General features: G+C 62.2%; 23 protein-coding genes and 2 tRNA genes. 16 read left to right on the top strand and 9 right to left on the bottom strand.

The features are described 5' to 3' along the window. Window positions 1–118 precede the first annotated feature (118 nt). From A3A9_RS0103755 to A3A9_RS0103725, 7 genes are all read left to right on the top strand, one after another. Entirely contained in the window at window positions 119–331 is a 213-nt protein-coding gene (locus tag A3A9_RS0103755) for a hypothetical protein (protein WP_033838292.1), read from the top strand. 97 nt (window positions 332–428) lie between these two features. Then, complete coding sequence (locus tag A3A9_RS45090; protein WP_082221816.1) at window positions 429–602, top strand: hypothetical protein; 174 nt, start codon at window positions 429–431, stop codon at window positions 600–602. Between the two features lie 62 nt (window positions 603–664). Next, a complete protein-coding gene (locus A3A9_RS0103745) occupies window positions 665–2758 on the top strand; it encodes an ATP-dependent helicase (RefSeq protein ID WP_027057573.1) in 2094 nt (697 codons plus the stop codon). A 9-nt stretch (window positions 2759–2767) separates the two neighbouring features. Further along, window positions 2768–3562, top strand: a complete 795-nt coding sequence (gene dapB / locus A3A9_RS0103740) for a 4-hydroxy-tetrahydrodipicolinate reductase (protein ID WP_027057572.1) — start codon at window positions 2768–2770, stop codon at window positions 3560–3562. A gap of 245 nt (window positions 3563–3807) precedes the next feature. Further along, window positions 3808–4764 (top strand): ABC transporter substrate-binding protein, encoded by a 957-nt coding sequence (locus A3A9_RS0103735; protein WP_430515875.1) that lies wholly within the window; start codon window positions 3808–3810, stop codon window positions 4762–4764. A 106-nt stretch (window positions 4765–4870) separates the two neighbouring features. Next, the gene (locus A3A9_RS0103730; protein WP_027057570.1) at window positions 4871–5680 is read left to right on the top strand and encodes an ABC transporter ATP-binding protein; all 810 of its coding nucleotides are present in this window, start codon (window positions 4871–4873) and stop codon (window positions 5678–5680) included. An 11-nt stretch (window positions 5681–5691) separates the two neighbouring features. Further along, window positions 5692–6570, top strand: a complete 879-nt coding sequence (locus tag A3A9_RS0103725; RefSeq protein WP_027057569.1) for an ABC transporter permease — start codon at window positions 5692–5694, stop codon at window positions 6568–6570. A gap of 14 nt (window positions 6571–6584) precedes the next feature. On the opposite strand, the gene A3A9_RS0103720 is transcribed toward A3A9_RS0103725, so the two are convergent. Together A3A9_RS0103720 and A3A9_RS0103715 are read right to left on the bottom strand one after the other, a co-directional pair. Next, window positions 6585–7943, bottom strand: a complete 1359-nt coding sequence (locus tag A3A9_RS0103720) for a sensor histidine kinase (protein ID WP_027057568.1) — start codon at window positions 7941–7943, stop codon at window positions 6585–6587. Continuing rightward, window positions 7940–8617: a response regulator gene (locus A3A9_RS0103715; protein WP_027057567.1), complete on the bottom strand. Its 678-nt coding sequence runs from the start codon at window positions 8615–8617 to the stop codon at window positions 7940–7942. Before A3A9_RS0103715 ends, A3A9_RS0103720 begins: the two co-directional genes overlap by 4 nt. 485 nt (window positions 8618–9102) lie before the next feature. Here A3A9_RS0103715 and A3A9_RS0103710 point away from each other — a divergent pair, with 485 nt between their 5' ends. From A3A9_RS0103710 to A3A9_RS0103700, 3 genes are all read left to right on the top strand, one after another. Then, window positions 9103–9330, top strand: a complete 228-nt coding sequence (locus A3A9_RS0103710) for a DUF680 domain-containing protein (protein ID WP_027057566.1) — start codon at window positions 9103–9105, stop codon at window positions 9328–9330. Window positions 9331–9712: 382 nt separating this feature from the next. Beyond that, window positions 9713–9946, top strand: coding sequence for a DUF680 domain-containing protein (locus A3A9_RS0103705; protein WP_027057565.1), 234 nt, complete (start codon window positions 9713–9715; stop codon window positions 9944–9946). A 258-nt stretch (window positions 9947–10204) separates the two neighbouring features. After that, window positions 10205–10444 (top strand): DUF680 domain-containing protein, encoded by a 240-nt coding sequence (locus A3A9_RS0103700; RefSeq protein ID WP_027057564.1) that lies wholly within the window; start codon window positions 10205–10207, stop codon window positions 10442–10444. 51 nt (window positions 10445–10495) lie between these two features. Here the strand turns inward: A3A9_RS0103700 and A3A9_RS0103695 are convergent, their stop codons facing one another. From A3A9_RS0103695 to purM, 4 genes are read right to left on the bottom strand one after another with little or no spacing between them, the layout of a single operon-like run. Then, a complete protein-coding gene (locus A3A9_RS0103695) occupies window positions 10496–11005 on the bottom strand; it encodes a SixA phosphatase family protein (RefSeq protein ID WP_027057563.1) in 510 nt (169 codons plus the stop codon). Continuing rightward, a complete protein-coding gene (locus A3A9_RS0103690) occupies window positions 11002–11346 on the bottom strand; it encodes a hypothetical protein (RefSeq protein WP_027057562.1) in 345 nt (114 codons plus the stop codon). Before A3A9_RS0103690 ends, A3A9_RS0103695 begins: the two co-directional genes overlap by 4 nt. A 12-nt stretch (window positions 11347–11358) precedes the next feature. Beyond that, entirely contained in the window at window positions 11359–12066 is a 708-nt protein-coding gene (purN, locus tag A3A9_RS0103685; protein WP_027057561.1) for a phosphoribosylglycinamide formyltransferase, read from the bottom strand. Next, window positions 12063–13142: a phosphoribosylformylglycinamidine cyclo-ligase gene (gene purM / locus A3A9_RS0103680; RefSeq protein WP_027057560.1), complete on the bottom strand. Its 1080-nt coding sequence runs from the start codon at window positions 13140–13142 to the stop codon at window positions 12063–12065. Before purM ends, purN begins: the two co-directional genes overlap by 4 nt. Window positions 13143–13381: 239 nt before the next feature. On the opposite strand from purM, the gene A3A9_RS0103675 reads away from it, so the two are divergent. Genes A3A9_RS0103675 through hdaA form a run of 3 tightly spaced genes read left to right on the top strand, consistent with a single transcriptional unit; the run spans window position 13382 to window position 15819 of the window. After that, the gene (locus A3A9_RS0103675) at window positions 13382–13939 is read left to right on the top strand and encodes a CDP-alcohol phosphatidyltransferase family protein (RefSeq protein ID WP_027057559.1); all 558 of its coding nucleotides are present in this window, start codon (window positions 13382–13384) and stop codon (window positions 13937–13939) included. Continuing rightward, complete coding sequence (locus A3A9_RS0103670) at window positions 13911–15113, top strand: AI-2E family transporter (protein WP_027057558.1); 1203 nt, start codon at window positions 13911–13913, stop codon at window positions 15111–15113. Before A3A9_RS0103675 ends, A3A9_RS0103670 begins: the two co-directional genes overlap by 29 nt. Window position 15114: 1 nt before the next feature. Then, a complete protein-coding gene (gene hdaA / locus A3A9_RS0103665) occupies window positions 15115–15819 on the top strand; it encodes a DnaA regulatory inactivator HdaA (protein ID WP_027057557.1) in 705 nt (234 codons plus the stop codon). A gap of 411 nt (window positions 15820–16230) precedes the next feature. On the opposite strand, the gene A3A9_RS0103660 is transcribed toward hdaA, so the two are convergent. From A3A9_RS0103660 to A3A9_RS0103650, 3 genes are all read right to left on the bottom strand, one after another. After that, entirely contained in the window at window positions 16231–16656 is a 426-nt protein-coding gene (locus A3A9_RS0103660) for a cupin domain-containing protein (RefSeq protein ID WP_027057556.1), read from the bottom strand. A gap of 311 nt (window positions 16657–16967) precedes the next feature. Next, window positions 16968–17044 (bottom strand) — tRNA-Arg (locus tag A3A9_RS0103655). A 46-nt stretch (window positions 17045–17090) separates the two neighbouring features. Beyond that, entirely contained in the window at window positions 17091–17396 is a 306-nt protein-coding gene (locus tag A3A9_RS0103650) for an ETC complex I subunit (RefSeq protein ID WP_027057555.1), read from the bottom strand. Between the two features lie 124 nt (window positions 17397–17520). Here A3A9_RS0103650 and A3A9_RS0103645 point away from each other — a divergent pair. From A3A9_RS0103645 to A3A9_RS0103630, 3 genes are all read left to right on the top strand, one after another. After that, window positions 17521–17597: transfer RNA gene (locus tag A3A9_RS0103645), tRNA-Pro, on the top strand. 238 nt (window positions 17598–17835) lie between these two features. Continuing rightward, window positions 17836–18105 carry a hypothetical protein gene (locus tag A3A9_RS0103635; protein ID WP_210163692.1) on the top strand — a complete coding sequence of 90 codons (270 nt, stop codon included), beginning with the start codon at window positions 17836–17838 and terminating at the stop codon, window positions 18103–18105. A 179-nt stretch (window positions 18106–18284) separates the two neighbouring features. Then, window positions 18285–19073 (top strand): GGDEF domain-containing protein, encoded by a 789-nt coding sequence (locus tag A3A9_RS0103630; protein ID WP_027057553.1) that lies wholly within the window; start codon window positions 18285–18287, stop codon window positions 19071–19073. The last annotated feature ends 154 nt before the right edge of the window (window positions 19074–19227 follow it).

The following is a 19227-nucleotide window of genomic DNA, read 5'->3' as shown; positions in this document are numbered from 1 at the left end:
TTCATTGCTGCTGACGCTAAATTAGCGAAAGTTAAATTTAGAGCGTTTGGCCTTGCTGGAAATTAGGAGCTCTTCGGCATAACTCCCGCATGCCTTCGGGGTGGTGGCAGGAAGAGTGATGCGTGGACGTGGATGGATCAAGGCGTTGCGGCAGGACGAGGCCCGGCAGCTGCGTGCGCGCATTGCCGAGCTTGAGCGCGCCCTGATGGTCTCGTCAAAGCCTGGCCGTCACGGGCGGCATGAAGCCGGGCACGAACTGCGCAATGCAAAGTTCCGCCTGTCGCGTCTGGAGGAATGCATCGCCGAAATGCCGGGGCGAGAGCGGCGGTAACGGACGCTTCGTTCTCTGTGCTGGCCATTCAGTCTGGACGGCAGGGGAACCAAACGCTGTCTCCCCGGTTGCTTCTGCTCCAAGGGAGTATCAAACCATGTTCCGTTTGCTCGTCGCTGGCGCTCTGGCCTACGTCACATACCGCCTCACCAGAAAGATGGTCGAGGATGTGCCCGATACGGTCGATCCGCTGCTGTTGCCGCCAAGACAGTTTGATCGCGAGAGCTTGCGCCGGCAGTCGGCGGCCATGGGCGTTGATCCCGGGAGATAGATCCAGCTGTCATTGCCGATCGCTGCCGTTGCGAACAAAGCGGAAACGATGCTTGATGGGGCATGAACCTTGCCGCCCCTGATTCGAAATTTCGGGACACGACCGTCGCGCCCGCTTATCTCGCCCAGTTGAACGACGCCCAGCGTCAGGCCGTCGAGCATGGCGACGGCAAGATTGCAGGTCCCTTGCTGGTCATTGCCGGTGCGGGTTCTGGCAAGACCAACACGCTGGCGCATCGCGTCGCCCATCTTATCGTCAAAGGGGCAGACCCGCGCCGCATCCTGCTGATGACCTTTTCGCGCCGCGCCGCATCCGAAATGGCAAAACGTGTCGAGCGCATCGCCGGTGAGGTGCTCGGCCGCGACGCCGCGGTGATCACCGACGCGCTGACCTGGGCCGGCACCTTTCACGGTATTGGCGCCCGGCTGTTGCGAGACTATGCGCTGGAGATCGGCCTCGATCCGGCCTTCACCATCCATGACCGCGAGGATTCCGCCGACCTGATGAACCTCGTGCGCCATGAACTCGGTTTCTCCAAAACGGAGGCGCGCTTTCCGACCAAGGGCACCTGCCTTGCCATCTATTCACGTGCTGTCAACGCGCAGGCGCCGCTCGGCGAAGTGCTGGGGTCCGCTTTTCCCTGGTGCGCCGGCTGGGCGGAGCAGCTGAAACTGCTCTTCGCCGGCTATGTCGAGGCCAAGCAGGCGCAGAACGTGCTCGATTACGACGATCTGCTGCTCTACTGGGCGCAGATGACGGCCGAGCCCGAAATCGCGACGCATCTAGGTGAGCGTTTCGACCATGTTCTAGTCGATGAATACCAGGACACCAACCGTTTGCAGTCCTCGATCCTGCTGGCGCTCAAACCCGACGGCGCCGGGCTGACGGTGGTTGGCGACGACGCGCAGTCGATCTATTCGTTCCGTGCCGCCGAGGTGCGCAACATTCTCGATTTCCCCAAGCAGTTCGCACGGGCCGCCGATGTGGTGATGCTGGAGCGCAATTACCGCTCGACGGAAACCATTCTGGCCGCCGCCAATGCGGTGATCGGCGAGGCCTCGGAACGCTTCACCAAGAACCTGTGGTCGGACCGCAAGTCAACCGACCGGCCGAGACTGGTGAGTGTGCGCGACGAGGTCGAGCAAGCGAACTTCGTCTGCGACACGATCCTTGCCGAGCGCGAGGCCGGCACGGCACTGAAATCGCAAGCCGTGCTGTTTCGCGCCTCGCATCACAGCGGCCCGCTGGAGATCGAGCTGACGCGGCGCAACATCCCCTTCGTCAAGTTCGGCGGGCTGAAATTCCTCGATGCTTCCCACGTCAAGGACGTGCTGGCGGTGTTGCGTTTTGCGGAAAACCCGCGCGACCGCGTCGCCGGTTTTCGTGTGCTGCAACTGATGCCGGGCATCGGCCCTTCGGCCGCCGCGCACATTGTCGAAGCCATGACGACAGCGCTGGACGAGGCGATGGGGCTGGCCGGCTGGCGCCCGCCGCAACGCGCGGCCGACGATTGGCCGGGTTTCGTCTCGCTCTATTCCGGCCTGCGGGCCGGTGCCAAATGGCCGGCCGATCTCGAACAGGTCAGGCTGTGGTACGAGCCGCATCTGGAACGCATCCACGAGGATGCGATCACGCGCCGGGCCGACCTGTTGCAGCTCGAGCAGATCGGCTCCGGTTATGCTTCGCGCGAGCGCTTCCTGACCGAACTGACGCTCGATCCACCGGACGCGACCAGCGACCAGGCCGGACCGCCGCATCGCGACGAGGACTATCTGATCCTGTCGACCATCCACTCGGCCAAGGGCCAGGAGTGGAAGAATGTCTTTGTCCTCAACGCCGTCGATGGCTGCATCCCGGCTGATCTCGGCGTCGGCACCAAGGAGGACATCGAGGAGGAGCGCCGGCTGCTCTACGTGGCGATGACGCGGGCCAAGGACAATCTCAGCCTGGTCATGCCGCAGCGCTTCTTTCCGCACGGCCAGGCGGCGCGCGGCGACCGTCACCTCTATGCCTCGCGCACGCGCTTTATCCCCACCTCGATCCTCGCCGCGTTCCAGCAGTTATCGTGGCCGAGTGCGCAAGCGGCACAAGGCAGGGCGCCCCGGCCGGAGGTGCGCGTCGACATCGGCGCACGCATGCGCGGCATGTGGAAATAGCCGAAGGCCATGGCACAACCGCCGATCAGGATCGCCATCGCCGGCGCGCTCGGCCGCATGGGACGCCAGATGGCGGAGGCCGTGCAGGCCGATCCGAGGCTGGCGCTAACCGCCCGCTTCCATCGCCCAGGCAATGTCGGCGAGGGGCTGGTCAGCCGCGAGGACGCGCTTGCCGTGGCCGATGTGGTCGTCGATTTCACCACGCCGGCGGCTTCGGCCGACCTGGCAAGGATTTGTGCAAATCGGGGCGGGTCAGCGTTGGTTATTGGCTCAACCGGTTTCGATGCAACTGAACTAGCCGCCATCGCCGACGCCGCGAAAACCATTGCTATCGTGCGCTCAGGCAGTTTTTCGCTGGGGCTCAACATGTTGGTCGGATTGGTCGAGCAGGCGGCGACGGCGCTCGATGCCGACGATTGGGATGCCGAGATTTTCGAGGCGCATCATCGCCAAAAGGTCGATGCGCCGTCGGGCACCGCACTGATGCTGGGGCAGGCCATTGCCGGCGGTCGCGGTGTCGACCTTGATACTGTCGCCAAGCGTGTCCGCGATGGCGTGACCGGCGCCCGCCCCAACGGCGAAATCGGCTTCGCGGTGACGCGCGGCGGCAGCATCATCGGCGAACACACCGTCAGCTTCTGTGCCGAAGGCGAGCTTGTAACCTTGTCGCATGCCGCCGGCGACCGCATCATGTTCGCGCGTGGCGCCATTGCCGCCGCGCTTTGGGTGGCGGGACGTCCGCCCGGCGAATACAATATGCGCGATGTGCTGGGGTTGGACAGCCGAGCCAGGCACACGGCGTAAATTATCACGGCGCGCCGTGGCGGCCACCATCCGCGGCTTACCGATCCGTAAGGTTTGCCGTAATTTTCGGCTTTACCTTGAAAGCTGGATGAAAGGTTGGTGCCATAACTGTTGACTGGCGCCCCATATTTGTCGCTGAAAGCGATGGGAGAGAGAGGGGCGCGGGAAACGAACAAAGGGAAGAGGCCATGTCGCTCGCGCGAATTCTGCTTGATTCAGCCGCCACAACCGCACTCGTCGCCACCATGGCCTTGTCAGCGCCGTCAGCACGCGCCGACGAGAAGATCTCCATCATGGTCGGCGGCTATGAAAAACAGATCTATCTGCCCGCCAAGCTGACCGAGGCGCTCGGTTACTTCAAGGACGAGGGTCTCGACGTCGAATTGCTGAATGAACCGGCCGGCGTCGATGCCGAAAACGAGATGCTCGCTGGTGCCGTGCAAGGAGTTGTCGGCTTCTACGATCACTGCATCGATCTGCAGGCAAAAGGCAAATTCGTCGAATCCATCGTTCAGTTCAGCCAGGCGCCGGGCGAGGTCGAGCTGGTTTCGACGAAACATCCGGAGATCAAATCACCCGCCGACTTCAAGGGCATGAGCCTGGGCGTGACCGGTCTGGGCTCATCGACGAATTTTCTCACGGAATATCTCGCCGTCAAGAATGGCCTGAAGCTTGGGGATTTCACCTCGGTTCCGGTTGGCGCCGGCACCACCTTCATCGCCGCCATGCAGCAGGACAAGATTCAGGCAGGCATGACCACCGAGCCGACGATCACCCGGCTGCTAAAAACCGGCGAGGCGACCGTTCTTATCGACATGCGCACAATAGACGGCACCAAGGCTGCGCTCGGCGGCACTTACCCGGCCGCATCCCTCTATATGCAGACCGACTGGGTCGAAGCGCATAAGGACGTCGTGCAGAAGCTGGCCAATGCCTTCGTCAAGACGCAGAAGTTCATCAACACGCATAGCGGCGCCGAGATCGCCGACAAGATGCCGAAGGACTATTATGTCGGCGACAAGGAAGGCTATGTGAAGGCCCTTGATGCCGGCAAGGCGATGTTCACCCCCGACGGGATCATGCCTGCAGGTGGGCCAGAGACGGTGCTGACGGTTCTTTCAGCGTTCAAGAAGGAACTGCAGGGCAAGCAGATCGACCTCTCCAAGACCTACACCTCGGAATTCGTCAAGAACGCCAAATAGCAGACCGTGCCGGCGCGATGCGCGACATCGCGCCGGCAATCGTCAGTCTTTCACGTCCGGCGGCTCTGGCCGACGGCAGGCGTTCGCTCGAACCCGGAGTTCCACCATGGCCCATGACAAGACCACACCAGCGATTGAACTGATCAATGTCAGTCGGCGGTTCCTCTCACCCACCGGCAAGTCACTGACGGCGCTGCGCGATTTCACCATGACCGTCGAGCGCGGCGAATTCGTCGCCGTTGTCGGTCCGACCGGTTGCGGAAAATCCACCACCCTCAACCTTGTCACCGGGCTGGCCAGTCCAAGTGCTGGCGAGGTTCGTGTCATGGGCGCGCCCGTCAAGGGAATAGACCCGCGCATCGGCTTTGTTTTCCAGAGCGATGCCTTGTTCCCCTGGCGAACCGTGATCGAGAACGTGATGGCCGGTCCGCTCTTTCGCGGCAGGGCGAAGTCGGATGCCACGGCGGCGGCACGCGACTGGCTGGCGCGCGTCGGCCTGTCGCGCTTCGAGCAGCATTATCCGCATCAGCTTTCCGGCGGCATGCGCAAGCGCGTGGCGCTGGCACAGACCTTCATCAACGGCCCGGAGATCCTTCTCATGGACGAGCCGTTTTCAGCGCTTGACGTACAGACGCGCGTGCTGATGCACGAGGAATTGCTGCGCCTGTGGTCGCAGGCAAAAGCCTCCGTGGTCTTCGTCACGCATGACCTCGAAGAGGCGATCGCGCTTGCCGACAAGGTCTATGTCCTGACCGCCGGGCCGGCCACCGTGAAGTCGGTCTACACGATCGATCTGCCGCGCCCGCGCGTGGTCGCCGATATCCGCTATGAGCAGAGCTTCATCAATTACTCGCGCACCATCTGGGCCGACCTCAAGGAAGAGGTCGAGACCAGCTATGCGCGCGCGGCAGCCTGAGGAGGAACGCCATGACAGATGCCGCCATCGACATCAGAGCAGGGGCTTTCAAGCCTGGTACATCAGACGCGGAAATCGAAGCGGCCGCGGCAAAGGCATCGCAGCACCGTCGCCGCACCGTGATTTTCTGGCGGGTCGCCATTCTCGTCGCCTTTCTAGGCTTGTGGGAAATTGCCGCGCGTCAAGCCTGGATCGATCCGTTCTTCTACGCAATGCCGAGCGCGATCGCGCAGCGGCTCTATGAATGGACGACGGAAGGAACGTCCGAGGGGCCGCTCTGGTATCATCTCTATGTTACCATGGAGGAGTCGGTCATTGGCTTCGTAACCGGCTCGGTCGCCGGCATCATCGTCGGCGTCGCGCTCGGCCGCAATCGGATGGCTGCCGACATCTTCTCCATCTACATCAAGGTGATCAATTCCATTCCGCGTGTGGTTCTGGCGCCGATCTTCATCATGATCCTCGGCCTTGGCCTCGCTTCGAAAGTGGCGCTTGCCTTCGTAATGGTTTTCTTCGTTGTCTTCCACAATGCCTTCCAGGGCGTGCGGGAAGCCGACAGGGCAATGATCGCCAATGCCCGCATCCTCGGCGCGTCCAACTGGCAATTGACCCGCTCGGTGATCGTTCCTTCGGCGATGAGCTGGATTTTCGCCAGCCTGCATGTCAGCTTCGGCTTCGCCATCATCGGCGCGATCGTTGGCGAGTTCGTCGGCGCTCGCTTCGGCATCGGCCTGCTGATCAACATCGCCAAGGGGTCCTTTGACGCCGCCGGCATGTATGCCGCGATTGTCATCGTCATGGTGGTGGCGCTCGGTGCCGAGTACCTGATGACGATGGTCGAGAACCGCCTGGCAAAATGGCGTCCCCAGCCGCTGCATGAGACGCAGTGAGCGGCGAAATATAACTAACTGCGCGCCAGCGGCAGCCGCACTTCAGCCACCAGACCGCCTGCCACGCCATCCCCGAGGGTGACGCGGCCGCCGGCATTTTCGACAACCTCGCGCACGATGGCGAGGCCAAGCCCGCTGCCTTCCTCGGTCGAACCGGCGATGCGGTAGAAACGCTCGAACACATGGTCCCGCTCGTCCACCGGAATGCCGGGCCCGTCGTCGGCGACCGTCAGCACGGCTTCGCCATCGACGGCCGCAAGTCTCACCGTGACGCTGCCGCCTGATGTCGAGTAGCGCAGCGCATTGTCGACGAGATTGACGATCATCTCGCGCAGCATGGTGCCGTCGCCGATAACCGGCACCGGACCGGTCTCCTCGAGGCCGAGATCGATGTTGCGGGCGACCGCTGTCGGCGCCTGCGTTTCCAGCACATGGCGGGCGGCCTCGGTCAGGTCTATGCGGTCGGCGCGTGGCCGTCGGCTGCCGGGTTCGGCCCGTGACAGCGTCAAGAGCTGTTCGGCCAGCCGCGCCAGTTTGCCGGAGCTTGCCTGCAGCGCCATCAGCGCTTCCTGGCGCGCGTCGGGGACAGTTTCGCGCAGCGCGTAGCTCGCTTGCGTCGACAGCAGTGCCAGTGGGGTGCGCAATTGGTGCGCCGCATTGGCGATGAAGCGGCGCTGCGCCGCCAGCTGCGCCCGCACCCGCTCCATATAGGCGTTCAATGCATCGATCAGCGGGCGGATCTCGCTCTGCGCGCCCGGTACTTCGACAGGGTCAAGGTCGCTTCGACGCGGCGAGCGTACCGCGTCGCGCAAGCGGATCAAGGGTGCAAGGCCACGATGCAGACCCAGCAGAACGAACAGGCCTGCAATCGCGACCAGCGCCAGCTGCTGGGCAAAGGCGCCAAACCACAGACGCCGCACCATGGCGTCGTGTCCGGCAAGCGAGACGCCAACGGTAACGGTGATCGGCGAATCTTTGCCGGCACCGACCACCGCGTGGCTGAAGGTAAGCAGCCGCAGCCGATGATCGCGATAGCTTGCCTCGGTGTTGGAAGACTTCGGTGCCTCCGGCAGGTCTGGGTAGCCGGTCAGCAGCCGCCCTCCAGCCGTCTTGACATGGTAGTAGACGCTGTCCTGGTCGCCGGTATCGAACATTTCGATCGCCGCCGGCGGTATCGTGGCGTCGAGCACGCCGTCGGCCACGGCGACACGTTCGGCAATAGCCCGCGCCGAGCCCATCAGCATCCGGTCGGTCACCAGATCGGCAGTCGCCAGCGCATTGCGGTGGCTGGTCCACAGATTGATGGTGGCGAGCCCGACGAGCGGCAATACCACCCAAGCCAGCAATTGCAGGCGGAGACTGTTAATCCTCATGGCGCCAAATCGTCGTGACGCAAGAGATAGCCCAGGCCGCGCAGCGTGACGATACGGACGCGCGAGCCTTCGAGTTTCTTGCGAACACGATGCACATAGATCTCGATGGCGCTGGGGTCGGCGTCGGTCTCGAAATCGTAGATCGCCGCCGACAGCGCCGCCTTGCTCACCGTGCGCCCGGCCTTGACCATCAACTGCTCCAGCACGGCATGTTCGCGCGGCGTCAGCGCCAGCGTCTCGCCAGCGAGCGAAAACAGCCTTGTGTTGGTGTCGAAAACGAGATCGCCGCAGGCAACGACAGGCGCGGTGCGATCATTGGCCCGGCGCAACTGGACGCGGATGCGCGCCTCGAGCTCCTCGATCTGGAAGGGTTTGGCCAGATAGTCGTCGGCGCCTTCATTGAGGCCCTTGACCCGGCCATCGAGGCTGGCATTGGCGGTCAGCACGATCACCGGCACCGCATTGCCGCGCGCCCGCAGCATGCGCAGCACCTCCATCCCGCCCATGCGCGGCAGTGCCAGGTCGAGGATGACAAGTGCATGATCGCCCGCGGCAAGCGCATGCTCGACATCCTCGCCATCATGGACAATGTCGACCACATAGTTTGCCTGGCGCAGCGTCTTGCCCAGCCAGTCGGCCAGTTCGTGATTGTCCTCAACAAGCAGCAGTCGCATGTCTATGGCTGTTCCGGTATCCGCCCGCTTTCGGTTTTCAGCGGATCGCCTTGGCTTGATCAGTCGCGGCATCCGCCAATCCCAACTGAATGAGCGACAGTATCGATTTCAACGCAAGACAAATGCGGTTTTGCGGCTGATGACAACGGGGCTTCGCACGTTCGATCGGTCAATTTCGGAGGTAAAATCGAACCGAACGGTTCGGTTCTGGTTGACGCATTGTATCGCATATGGTGAACAATCACCGCGTGGGAGGTTTCATTTCCGTCAGGGGTGGTCGCCGTAAGATGCTGAATATATTAGGAAAATCGGGAAAAAATTGCTGCGATGCAATATGGATTGTCTCTAATATGATGAAATACTGCAAAACCGAAGCGACTGGTAATCCAAAAAAGCCTTTCCCATCTTGGGGTGGTCCGAGCGACGCGAATTCCCCAAAGGGGGCACGGCACTGGATGGACAGGAATAAAACTGGAGTTACCAAAATGACCAAGATCGCTCTTACCGCCGCCGCCATCCTCATTGCCACGGGCACCGCCTTTGCTGGCAGCGACAATTACAATTCCAACAATGCCAACCAGCCGGTTGTCAGCCAGTCGGCTTCCAACGTCGACACCTTGCACACCGGTTCGATCGCGAAGTCGGTCAAGACACAGGGCGATGCCAATGCCAACGTTCCGGCTCAGTCGGGCCAGGGCATCTGGGGTCGTTAATTCTTCGAACCCCGGAAGACTACAAAGAGCGGTGGGCTTGGCCCGCCGCTCTTGTTTTTTTGTGCGCGCGGCTGCGCCGCCCAAAAGTCGAACCGATCGGTTCAATTAATATTGACGCGGCGTGAACGGATGATGACCGACGGCTCGGCGGATCGTCGCCCTGCGCGTCAAGAAGATCTCTTATAACTATATGATATCAAAAAATAAAATTTCAGGCCCTTGACGCCGGGGCCGAGATTCAAAGTCTGGATTCGGCACGTGATAGAACATCTTCGTGATTGGAACTCGGCGAACGAAAAACCCATTTCCAGCCTGTCCGAGCGACGCGAAATTCCTCCCAAGGGCACGCCACTAGACGGACAGAACTACTGGAGTAAAGAAAATGACCAAGATCGCACTTACCGCCGCCGCCATCCTCGTTGCCACGGGCTGCGCTTTCGCCGGCAGCGACAACTATCACTCCGCCACCGACAATCAGTTGGCAGTCACCGCACCCGCGGGCAATATCGACCACGGCCGCACGGCTTCGATCCGCAAGCCGGTCGAGCACCACGGCTTCAAGCTGACGCCTGATTCAGTCCAGCCGGAATCCGGTCAAGGCATCTGGGGCAACTGAGCCAACGCTCAATTGCGCCAGAGGCATCTGGGGTTGCTGTTCTTCGCAGCAGGCCTCGATAACAAAGAGCGGTGGGCTTGGCCCGCCGCTCTTGTCTTTTATGGATGCCAGATCGCCAGCGCCGGATTTAGCAGCCGATCTTCGCAGTCGGCAAAAAACATTCCACGTCCAGGAATAAAACCTGGCTTCCCGAGGTCTTGTCCTTAGCGGAACCGTCCTCCCAAGACGCCGCCTAACGGATGAACCAAGGAGATTGAAATGAACAAGATTGCTCTCACCATCGCCGCCGTCCTCTTCGTCACCAGCAATGCATTTGCCGGCAGCGACAACTTCAATTCCAACAATGCCAACCAGCCGATTGCTTCGGTCGCCGGTGTGGATCAAGGCGCCACCGGCGCGGTCAAGAATACGGATATGGCCGAACACAAGGCAGCCGACACCAAGATGAAAACCACCACCGAATGGCCGGAACCCGGCCAGGGCATCTGGGGCAACTGAGCTCTCGGGCGCGGCGGGCTTGCCCTGCCGCATCTGCCCGGCATCGGATTGCTAGCTCAAATCCTTCGGACGCAGGCAATGCGTCAGCCGCGCGGAGGACAGGGCGGACCACTCGCCCTCGAAGACCAAGCGCGCAACGGCCGCCGTCGGAAACTTTTCCTCGAGCCTCTTGCGCGCCTTGACCTCCGAGGTGGGCGAGGCAAGCTGCTTCGCCAGATCCTCCAGCCCGGGATTGTGGCCGACCATCAGTAGGCAATTGCTCGATGGATCGGCCTTGCGAATCCGGCCTAGAATATCCGCGGCCGAAGCATCGTAGAGCGCCTGGGCAAACGCGATCCGTGGATGCACAGGCAGTTCCGCGGCCACCAGCCGCCAGGTATCGCTGGTGCGTAGCGCCGGAGACACCAGCGCCAGGTCCGGCAACCAGTCGCGCGCCGCAAGCTCCTGTCCCATCAGTCGGGCCGCCTTCAATCCGCGTTCGGCGAGTGGCCGGTCGAAATCGTCGAGGGCGGGGTCATCCCAACTGGATTTGGCGTGGCGCAGAAGAAGCAGTTGTTTCACCGATTTGACTCCGACCAAGGGATGTCGGCATGAAAGTCTTTGCCATATCCGCCGCCGTGCTTTGTGCCGGCCTCAGTGTCGAAAGCCGCGGAAAGGGACCCAAAGACAAACAGCCCGCCGCGACGCTCATCCTTATCCCACCGGACGGCGATATCCGACCCGCTGATGGCCCAGGTGCCCGATCGTATGTGAATTGCATCAACGACGGAGCCTGGCACGCTGCCCTGGGCCCGATAGAGGTAAAAATAGGCCGTGGCGTTTTGCGGATCTCCCGCCTCATCGTACTCGAAAACGCCGGCTAGGTCGCCTTTTGTCCGGATCGCGCTGTCGAAAACGTCCATTGGCCTTGGCTCTCAGGGCGTGATCCGTGCCAGATGTTCCAGATCGGCTTCTTCGCGCAGCGGATCGGGCGCCATCACCACCGAGGTGCCGTTGTCGGCGTCGTCGGCAAAGTGGGCAAGCACGGTTCGCCCGGCCTCCATGCGCGCCTTGCCTTCGGCGACCAGCCCCAGCGCCAGCGCGTAGAGCCGATGCTCGGCCTTCAGCACGCGGGCAGCCAGCGTATCGGCATTGTCGCCGACCATCACCGGCACGGCAGCCTGGGCGATGATCGGGCCGTCATCCATCTCTGATGTGACGAAATGCACGGTGCAGCCATGGATGCGCATGCCGGCGGCCAGCGCCCGCGCATGCGTATCGAGCCCTTTGAGGGCCGGTAGCAGGGCAGGGTGGATGTTGATCATCCGGCCCTGCCATTTCTGGACGAAGCCGGGGGTGAGGATGCGCATGTAGCCGGCCAGCGCCACGATCTCGGCATTGAAGGCCGTGAGTGCGGCGTCGATCGCCGAGTCATGCGCCTGCTTGCTGCCATGGTCGGCACGCGAAATGACCTGCGTGGCGATACCGCGCGCTCGGGCGATGCCAAGGCCGGCGGCATCGGCCTTGTCAGAGATGACACCGACAATCTCAGCCGGGAAGGCCGGGTCGCTGGCAGCGGCGATCAGCGCGGTCATGTTGGAGCCGCGCCCCGAGATGAGGACGACTGTGCGTTTTCTGCTCATAGGCCGATCGAGCCCCGATAGATGACGCCGGCGTCGCGGCGCGGCACGATGCGGCCGATTGGCGTCACCGTCTCGCCGGCTTCCTGCAGAACGGCGGCGACCTGTGCCGCCTGGCCGGACGCGACCGCCAGGATCATGCCGATGCCGCAGTTGAAGGTGCGCATCATCTCTTCCGGTGCCACCCCGCCGGCCTTGGCAAGCCATGAGAACACCGGCGGCACGTCGATGGCTTCGAGGTCGAGCTCGGCCGAAAAATCCTTGGGCAGCACGCGCGGAATGTTTTCTGGGAAGCCGCCGCCGGTGATGTGGGCCAGCGCCTTGATGCCATGCGTGTTGCGGATGGCTTTCAGGATCGACTTGACATAGATGCGCGTCGGCTCGAGCAGCGCCTCGGCAAGCGTCGCGTCGTCGTTGAACGGCGCCGGGTCGCTCCATGCCAGACCGCTGGTGGCGACGATGCGGCGCACCAGCGAGAATCCGTTCGAATGCAGGCCGGAGGAGGCAAGCCCCAGCAGCACGTCGCCCTCGACAATATCGTCGGTCGGCAAAAGCTGGCCGCGTTCGGCAGCCCCCACGGCAAAGCCGGCAAGGTCATAGTCCTTGCCATGATACATGCCGGGCATTTCGGCCGTCTCGCCGCCGATCAGCGCGCAGCCGGCCTGTCGGCAGCCTTCGGCGATGCCGCCGACGATCGCGGCGCCCTGGTCGGGATCGAGCTTGCCGGTGGCGAAATAGTCGAGAAAGAACAGCGGTTCGGCACCTTGCACGACGATATCGTTGACGCACATGGCGACGAGGTCGATGCCGATCGTGTCGTGCTTGCCGGCATCGATGGCGATCTTGAGCTTGGTGCCTACACCGTCATTGGCGGCAACCAGGACCGGATCGGTGAAGCCGGCGGCCTTGAGGTCGAACAGACCGCCAAAGCCGCCGATCTCGCCATCGGCACCCGGCCGGCGCGTCGCGCGCACCAGCGGCTTGATCTTCTCGACCATCAGATTGCCGGCATCGATATCGACGCCGGCCTCTGCGTAGGTAAGCCCGTTCTTCCGCGTGCTCGGGTCGCGCTTGCTCATCGCAATTTTCCTGCTCGTTTGCGGGCTCTTCGCATGAATGGTTTCAGGGAGCAAGGATGACGCGCCGATGCGGCGGTTTTGCCCCCGACAAAAGCGATTGGCGAAGCGGCGGCGGCGGCCGATCTCCCCCTTTGTGGCCTATGAGGGTGAGGTCGGCAGCTTCTGCGTCGCTCATCCCTTGCGCGCCCACCCCATCTCCCTCATCTATCTCTCAACAAAAGACGCGGCGGGACAATGCGTTGACCATCCCCAACCTGATCACCATGCTGCGCCTCGTGCTGGTGCCTGCGGTGGTGTTGGCCATGCTGCAGGCGCGCTGGGACTGGGCTTTTGCCGGTTTTCTCGTCGCCGGCGTCTCGGATGGCGTCGATGGCTTCATCGCCCGCCGTTTCAACCAGCAGTCCAGGCTTGGCGCCTATCTCGATCCGATGGCCGACAAGCTGCTTCTGGTTTCGGTCTTCGTGGTCATGGGCTTCATCGGACAACTGCCGCTGTGGCTGGTCGTCATCATGGTGTCGCGCGACGCGCTGATCATCTGCGCGGTCCTGTTATCCACGGTGATGGCTCATCCGGTCGAGATAAAGCCATTTCTGGTGTCGAAGGCCAATACCGCCGTCCAGATCGTTCTGGCGGCGGTTGTGCTGGGCGAACTTGCCTTTGCCGTGCACCTCGACCCTCTGCGGCCAGCTCTCATATTGCTGTCCGGGGTCTTGACCGTAGCTTCGGCCGCGGCCTATCTCGTGGCTTGGCTGAGGCATATGGGCGGCTATGGCGAAGGCTCCAATCCGGACATCTGAGAAAGAAGCGGCAGTGTTGGAGGCTGCGGCGGCCAATATTGCCGCGGCATCGGCGTTTCGCCGGCAGATATCGTTCTGGGTGGCTGGCGCGGTCTTGCTCGCCCTTTTCCTCTATATCTTCAGTAACATCCTGTTGCCGTTCGTGGCCGGAATGGTGCTTGCCTATTTCCTCGATCCGGTCGCCGACCGGCTGCAGCGGTTCGGCCTGTCGCGCTTCATGGCGACGGTGGTCATCCTCGTCACCTTCCTGATCGTGCTGGTGCTGGCCTTTGTCGTCCTCATTCCGGTGCTGGCGACGCAGATGTCCCAATTCGCCGGCAAGTTGCCGGAGTATCTGACCCGGCTCCAGAGCCTGCTCACCTCCTTTGATCCGAAATGGCTCGAGCAGAAATTCGGCGTCAACGCCAATGGCTTGCGCGATGGGTTGAACTCGCTGCTGACCTCCGGCTTTGGCCTGATCACGACAGTGTTCACCTCGCTGTGGAGTTCCGGCATGGCGCTGGTCTCGGTGGTCAGCCTGTTCGTGGTGACGCCGGTGGTCGCTTTCTACATGCTGCTGGACTGGGATCGCATGGTGGCGGTCATCGACAGCTGGGTGCCGCGCGACCATGTCACCACCGTGCGCGGCATAGCACGCGACATCAACACCGCCACCGCCGGCTTCGTGCGCGGGCAGGGCACGCTTTGCCTGGTGCTGGGCGCCATGTATGCCACCGGCCTGACGCTGACCGGGTTGAATTTCGCCATCCTCATCGGCCTGTTCGCCGGGCTAATCTCGTTCATTCCGTATGTCGGCTCACTGACCGGACTGGTGCTGGCCGTCGGCGTCGCTTTCGTCCAGTTTTCGCCGGATTGGATGATGGTTGTCGCTGTCGCCGTGGTCTTTTTCATCGGCCAGTTCATCGAAGGCAACATCCTGCAGCCCAGGCTGGTCGGCAAAAGCGTCGGCCTGCACCCGGTTTGGCTGATGTTCGCGCTGTTTGCCTTCGGCGCCCTGTTCGGCTTCGTTGGCCTGCTGATCGCCGTGCCGGCTTCCGCCGCCGTTGCGGTGCTGGTGCGGTTTGCCATCGCCCGTTACCTCGAATCGCCGCTCTACAAGGGCCACGCGACGGAGCCCGCGCCACCTCTGCCTGCCGATCGTGGCGGCGGCCACCGCACGCAACCGCGTCGTTGAAGTGACGGCCCAGCGAACCGATCCGCCGCGCCAACTGCCGCTCGATCTCGGCCATGGCACTGGCTATTCGCTTGACGACCTCGTCGTCTCCGGCACCAACAACCAGGCGGCAGCGCTGATCGACCGCTGGCCGGACTGGCCCTCGCCGGTGGTGGTGCTGGCTGGTCCCGCGGGCTCCGGCAAGACGCATCTGGCCTCGATCTGGGGTGCGCGCGCCAACGCCGTGGCCGTGAACGCCGCGCGCATTGGTGACAGCATCGCAAATCTTGGCGCCCGCCCGGCGCTGATCGACGATGTCGATGCGCGCGCAGTCGACGAACAGGGCCTTTTCCATCTGATCAATGCGGTGCGCGGCGCCGGCTCGACGCTGCTTCTGACAGCGCGGCGCTTTCCAGCCGCATGGGGTGTTTCGCTGCCCGATCTGGCTTCACGGCTGAAGGCGGCGGCGACAGTTGAGATCCACGAGCCGGACGATCTCCTGCTCGCCGGTGTCATCACCAAGCTGTTCGCCGACCGCCAGGTCGAGGTCGAACCGCATGTCGTGCAGTATCTGGTCCGGCGCATCGAACGCTCGCTGGCGACAGCGATGCGCGTGGTGGAACGGCTGGACCGAACGGCACTCGAGCGCAAGACGCCGATCACGCGGGCGCTCGCCGCTGAAACGGTCAACGCAATGGATGAGGGGCAGGGCGAGTTCGGGATTTAGAGCAATTCCAGGAAAAATGTGAAACGGTTTTCCGTCCGGAATTGCGTCAAACAAAGAGTTAGAGCGGTTTGCCGTTTCCGTGAAACGCTCTAGGTGCCTGTATCCAGCCGGTTTGCAAACTGCCACCGTCCCATTTCGGGAAACAACAGCTGGCACCCATCTTGCTGCGCAGGCTTGCCGGCTGACCCCGGTCCTGATTGCGTTCCAAATCAGGTTGTAGGCTCGCCGGGAATGAGGTGTTGGGGTTCTCGCCCGGCGAGCTTGCCTTCAGACCGAGTGGTCGCCGGAGTGTCCGCCCCTTTACGCCCACAGCCCAGTCGGATGCCGGACCAGCAGATAAACCGCCGTATGCACCGCCACGTAGCAGGCGGCGACGATGACAAAGCGTGGACCAGCTGTCTTCAGCAACGCTCAGGCGCGTCGGTAGCCGGCGAGTTGCGCGTCGTCGACATCGGGCAGATTGATCACGATGTTTTCCGGAGTGCGGCAGGCCAGCCACCACAATTCTTCCGTCGTGCTCATATTGGCTTCGAGATGCGGCAGGAACGGCGGCACGAACATGAAGTCGCCCGCCGACAATTCGACGAACTCCTGGTAGTTGTCGCCGAAATAGATGCGGGCGTTGCCAGACAGCAGATAAGCGCCGGTTTCCGCCTCGCCATGATGGTGCGGCAGCGACCGAAAGCCGGGCGCATTGCTGGCCTTGCCGAACCACAGCTTCGTCGCCGACGTGTGTTGCGGGCCGACCCCGGTCACCAGCGCCATGCCGCCGGACTGGCTGGTCTTGCTGCTTTCCTGGCCTTTCCGGGTAACTATAGGCCTGTCGTTCGTGCTCATCCTCTTTCGACCTTTGTTGGCTGCCCTCACGCAGAGGTGGTCAGCCTTTCAGAATTGACGTTACGAAACCACGTCGCCGACCGCCATGAAACCGAACGCCAGAACAATGAGGATGACCGAAAGTGCTCGCATGTGTCGACCCCCGCCGATCTGCGCCAGGATCGCGCTGAGCAGACGCTAGGACAAGCCGCAGGCAGCGGATTTACGCCTGGCACGAGGCACAATCGCATTCTCCGACGAAACGGGGACACACGAGCGCAAGAGATACAGGTTGAACGGCGCAAACGCCTGGCGCAGGTCATTGAATTTATTGGCGATCCCGACAGGATTCGAACCTGTGACCATCGGCTTAGAAGGCCGGTGCTCTATCCAGCTGAGCTACGGGACCGCTGGCCGGCCACTGGGCCGGCTGGATACTTGGCGCTGGCCGCCGATCAATGCGTCCAGGGCGTCCTGCGGTCATAGCGGAAATTCTCCGCATAGGAAATCTGGCGGCGCTTGGTCTCTTTTGGCTCCTCGACACGGAAGGCCAGCCCTTGCTTTTCGGCATAGGCAACTGCCTCTTCCCTCGTGTCGAAGGTGAGCCTGATCTGGCTCTTCATGTCTCCCGAGGTCGTGTATCCCATCAGGGGATCGATCTTCTTGCGCATCTCCGGGTCGAATTCCAGCACCCAGTGACCCGTCTTGGCCTTGCCGGACTGCATTGCGGTTTTGGCAGGGCTGAAAATGCGCGCGGACATGGCCACCTCGTTATTATCCAAGGCGGCATCGCCACCCTTCGCCCGTCATTACTGCGCAATGCGCATGTCGGCAAGGTTTTTGCACTTGCCATGTAACACCGAAATGAATAGGCAACAGACCGTTCGGAGTGTAGCGCAGGCTGGTAGCGCATCTGGTTTGGGACCAGAGGGTCGGGAGTTCGAATCTCTCCACTCCGACCATCATCTCACATCCCACGCGATCGAAGTGCCCACCGCGCCAGCGGTCCGCGCAGTCTCCCGGTCATTGAAGTCCACCACAACCCCGCCAACGAGGAGTTGGGTTTCGACTTTTTCGCCCATCGGCGCGGCCATGCCGGAATTATTTCGTGATCCGCGAAGCCTGGAACCTTCGCCCACACCAAGCGTTCGGGGCCTTGTATTCGCGGAACCTCATAAAAGGCAATGTGCGGACCGGCGAATGGGCGGGGCAAAACAAAAGCGGGTTGGGGGAGGAGAAAACCAGGCCATGTCGAAACGTGAAATTGGAACGTCCCCTGCGTTGGGGCGACGTATCGCTGAACTCAGGGCCAGAATGCAGGATGCCGAAATTTCCGACCATGAAATGAAGACCTTCCACAAGGTCGCCGCCATCATGGGGGCCGGCGATGGTTCGCTACGACTGGATGCAGACGATCTGATCGCGGCATCCTTCGTCGTCGAGGCGGGTGGGCCGGCGCCCAGCCGCTGATATCAACGATAGCCCGGATCTACCTGAAGTTTAGCGAACCAGATTGCTTCCGTCGCCGGAGCACGGCCGCCCGTTGGTCGAGCGTGCGCCGGCTCGCTGATCTCGAATTGAAAGGAAAGTCTTATCATTTTGTTTGCGTTGGCACGTCATAGTAGAGGCGGCTAACGGAGTGGAATGGGATGAAGCTCGACCTGTCGCCGACCAGCTGGGGCAGGGTGATCGCTGTCACTGCTGCCGGTACGGCATTTTTCATTGCCGTGGCGTTTTTCGTCGATTCGTTCAATTTCCCCTATCTCTCGCCCGAATCTCTCTGGCGCGCGCAACTGACTGACCTGCTGCTTCCCCTGCTGTTGGGCGGGTCGTTTTTGTTTTTTCTCATGTGGAAGATTCGCCAGCTGGCCATAGCCCAGCGCGACCTCGGCGTCATTGCCGCGACGGACAGCCTGACGGCGGTGCTGAACCGTGGCGCCTTCTCGATGCTGGTCGAGGCCTATCTCGATCAAACCCGCAAGCAGGAGCAGACCCGTTCCGGCGCGCTGCTGATCATCGACGCAGACCATTTCAAGTTGATCAATGACCGGCTCGGCCATGACTGCGCCGACCAGGCGCTCAAGCTGATTGCGCAGGCGATCAAGGGACAGCTGCGCGGCGGCGATATCGTCGGCCGCATTGGCGGCGAGGAGTTTGGCGTGTTCCTTCCCGGTGTCGACCCCTCGCAATCCTGGCTGGTTGCCGAAGGCATCCGCCGACGGATACGCGAGATGGACTTTTCGCCCGGCGGCCGCTCCTGTCCGCTCTCCGTCTCGATCGGAGGCACCAGCTTCAGCGGGCCGACGACCTACGAGGCGATATTCTCCGCCGCCGACAGACGGCTCTATGCCGCCAAATCGAATGGACGCGATCAGGTCAGTTTCGACCCGACGGAAGCCTCCCAGGTGTCTCAGCCCAGCGCCGCCACCGTGCATTGACCGCAGCCTTGCAGCGGGCAAAGCTGACGTCGGCCGCTTCCTTGACGCCTTCTTGTCGGTGTGCTTCCTCCGGGCAAGTGATGTACCGGGCATCGCCAGAGACATTTCTGCTTTCTTGGGTTCTTCGAGCGTCCGGCCGCCGGTGCGGCCACGA

Origin of the sequence: Mesorhizobium loti CJ3sym (assembly GCF_000472785.1) — a bacterium.
GTDB classification, from domain to species: domain Bacteria; phylum Pseudomonadota; class Alphaproteobacteria; order Rhizobiales; family Rhizobiaceae; genus Mesorhizobium; species Mesorhizobium loti_E.
Note: the sequence above shows the minus strand (reverse complement) of the source record. Positions and strands in the feature narration are given on the sequence as shown.

Bases quoted from the DNA above. Each gene is read 5' to 3' on its own strand.
- A3A9_RS0103755 (WP_033838292.1), top strand. From the start codon at position 119: ATGCGTGGACGTGGATGGATCAAGGCGTTGCGGCAGGACGAGGCCCGG.
- A3A9_RS45090 (WP_082221816.1), top strand. From the start codon at position 429: ATGTTCCGTTTGCTCGTCGCTGGCGCTCTGGCCTACGTCACATACCGC.
- A3A9_RS0103745 (WP_027057573.1), top strand. From the start codon at position 665: ATGAACCTTGCCGCCCCTGATTCGAAATTTCGGGACACGACCGTCGCG.
- dapB (WP_027057572.1), top strand. From the start codon at position 2,768: ATGGCACAACCGCCGATCAGGATCGCCATCGCCGGCGCGCTCGGCCGC.
- A3A9_RS0103735 (WP_430515875.1), top strand. From the start codon at position 3,808: ATGGCCTTGTCAGCGCCGTCAGCACGCGCCGACGAGAAGATCTCCATC.
- A3A9_RS0103730 (WP_027057570.1), top strand. From the start codon at position 4,871: ATGGCCCATGACAAGACCACACCAGCGATTGAACTGATCAATGTCAGT.
- A3A9_RS0103725 (WP_027057569.1), top strand. From the start codon at position 5,692: ATGACAGATGCCGCCATCGACATCAGAGCAGGGGCTTTCAAGCCTGGT.
- A3A9_RS0103720 (WP_027057568.1), bottom strand. From the start codon at position 7,943: ATGAGGATTAACAGTCTCCGCCTGCAATTGCTGGCTTGGGTGGTATTG.
- A3A9_RS0103715 (WP_027057567.1), bottom strand. From the start codon at position 8,617: ATGCGACTGCTGCTTGTTGAGGACAATCACGAACTGGCCGACTGGCTG.
- A3A9_RS0103710 (WP_027057566.1), top strand. From the start codon at position 9,103: ATGACCAAGATCGCTCTTACCGCCGCCGCCATCCTCATTGCCACGGGC.
- A3A9_RS0103705 (WP_027057565.1), top strand. From the start codon at position 9,713: ATGACCAAGATCGCACTTACCGCCGCCGCCATCCTCGTTGCCACGGGC.
- A3A9_RS0103700 (WP_027057564.1), top strand. From the start codon at position 10,205: ATGAACAAGATTGCTCTCACCATCGCCGCCGTCCTCTTCGTCACCAGC.
- A3A9_RS0103690 (WP_027057562.1), bottom strand. From the start codon at position 11,346: ATGGACGTTTTCGACAGCGCGATCCGGACAAAAGGCGACCTAGCCGGC.
- purN (WP_027057561.1), bottom strand. From the start codon at position 12,066: ATGAGCAGAAAACGCACAGTCGTCCTCATCTCGGGGCGCGGCTCCAAC.
- purM (WP_027057560.1), bottom strand. From the start codon at position 13,142: ATGAGCAAGCGCGACCCGAGCACGCGGAAGAACGGGCTTACCTACGCA.
- A3A9_RS0103670 (WP_027057558.1), top strand. From the start codon at position 13,911: ATGGCGAAGGCTCCAATCCGGACATCTGAGAAAGAAGCGGCAGTGTTG.
- A3A9_RS0103660 (WP_027057556.1), bottom strand. From the start codon at position 16,656: ATGAGCACGAACGACAGGCCTATAGTTACCCGGAAAGGCCAGGAAAGC.
- A3A9_RS0103650 (WP_027057555.1), bottom strand. From the start codon at position 17,396: ATGTCCGCGCGCATTTTCAGCCCTGCCAAAACCGCAATGCAGTCCGGC.
- A3A9_RS0103635 (WP_210163692.1), top strand. From the start codon at position 17,836: ATGGGCGGGGCAAAACAAAAGCGGGTTGGGGGAGGAGAAAACCAGGCC.
- A3A9_RS0103630 (WP_027057553.1), top strand. From the start codon at position 18,285: ATGAAGCTCGACCTGTCGCCGACCAGCTGGGGCAGGGTGATCGCTGTC.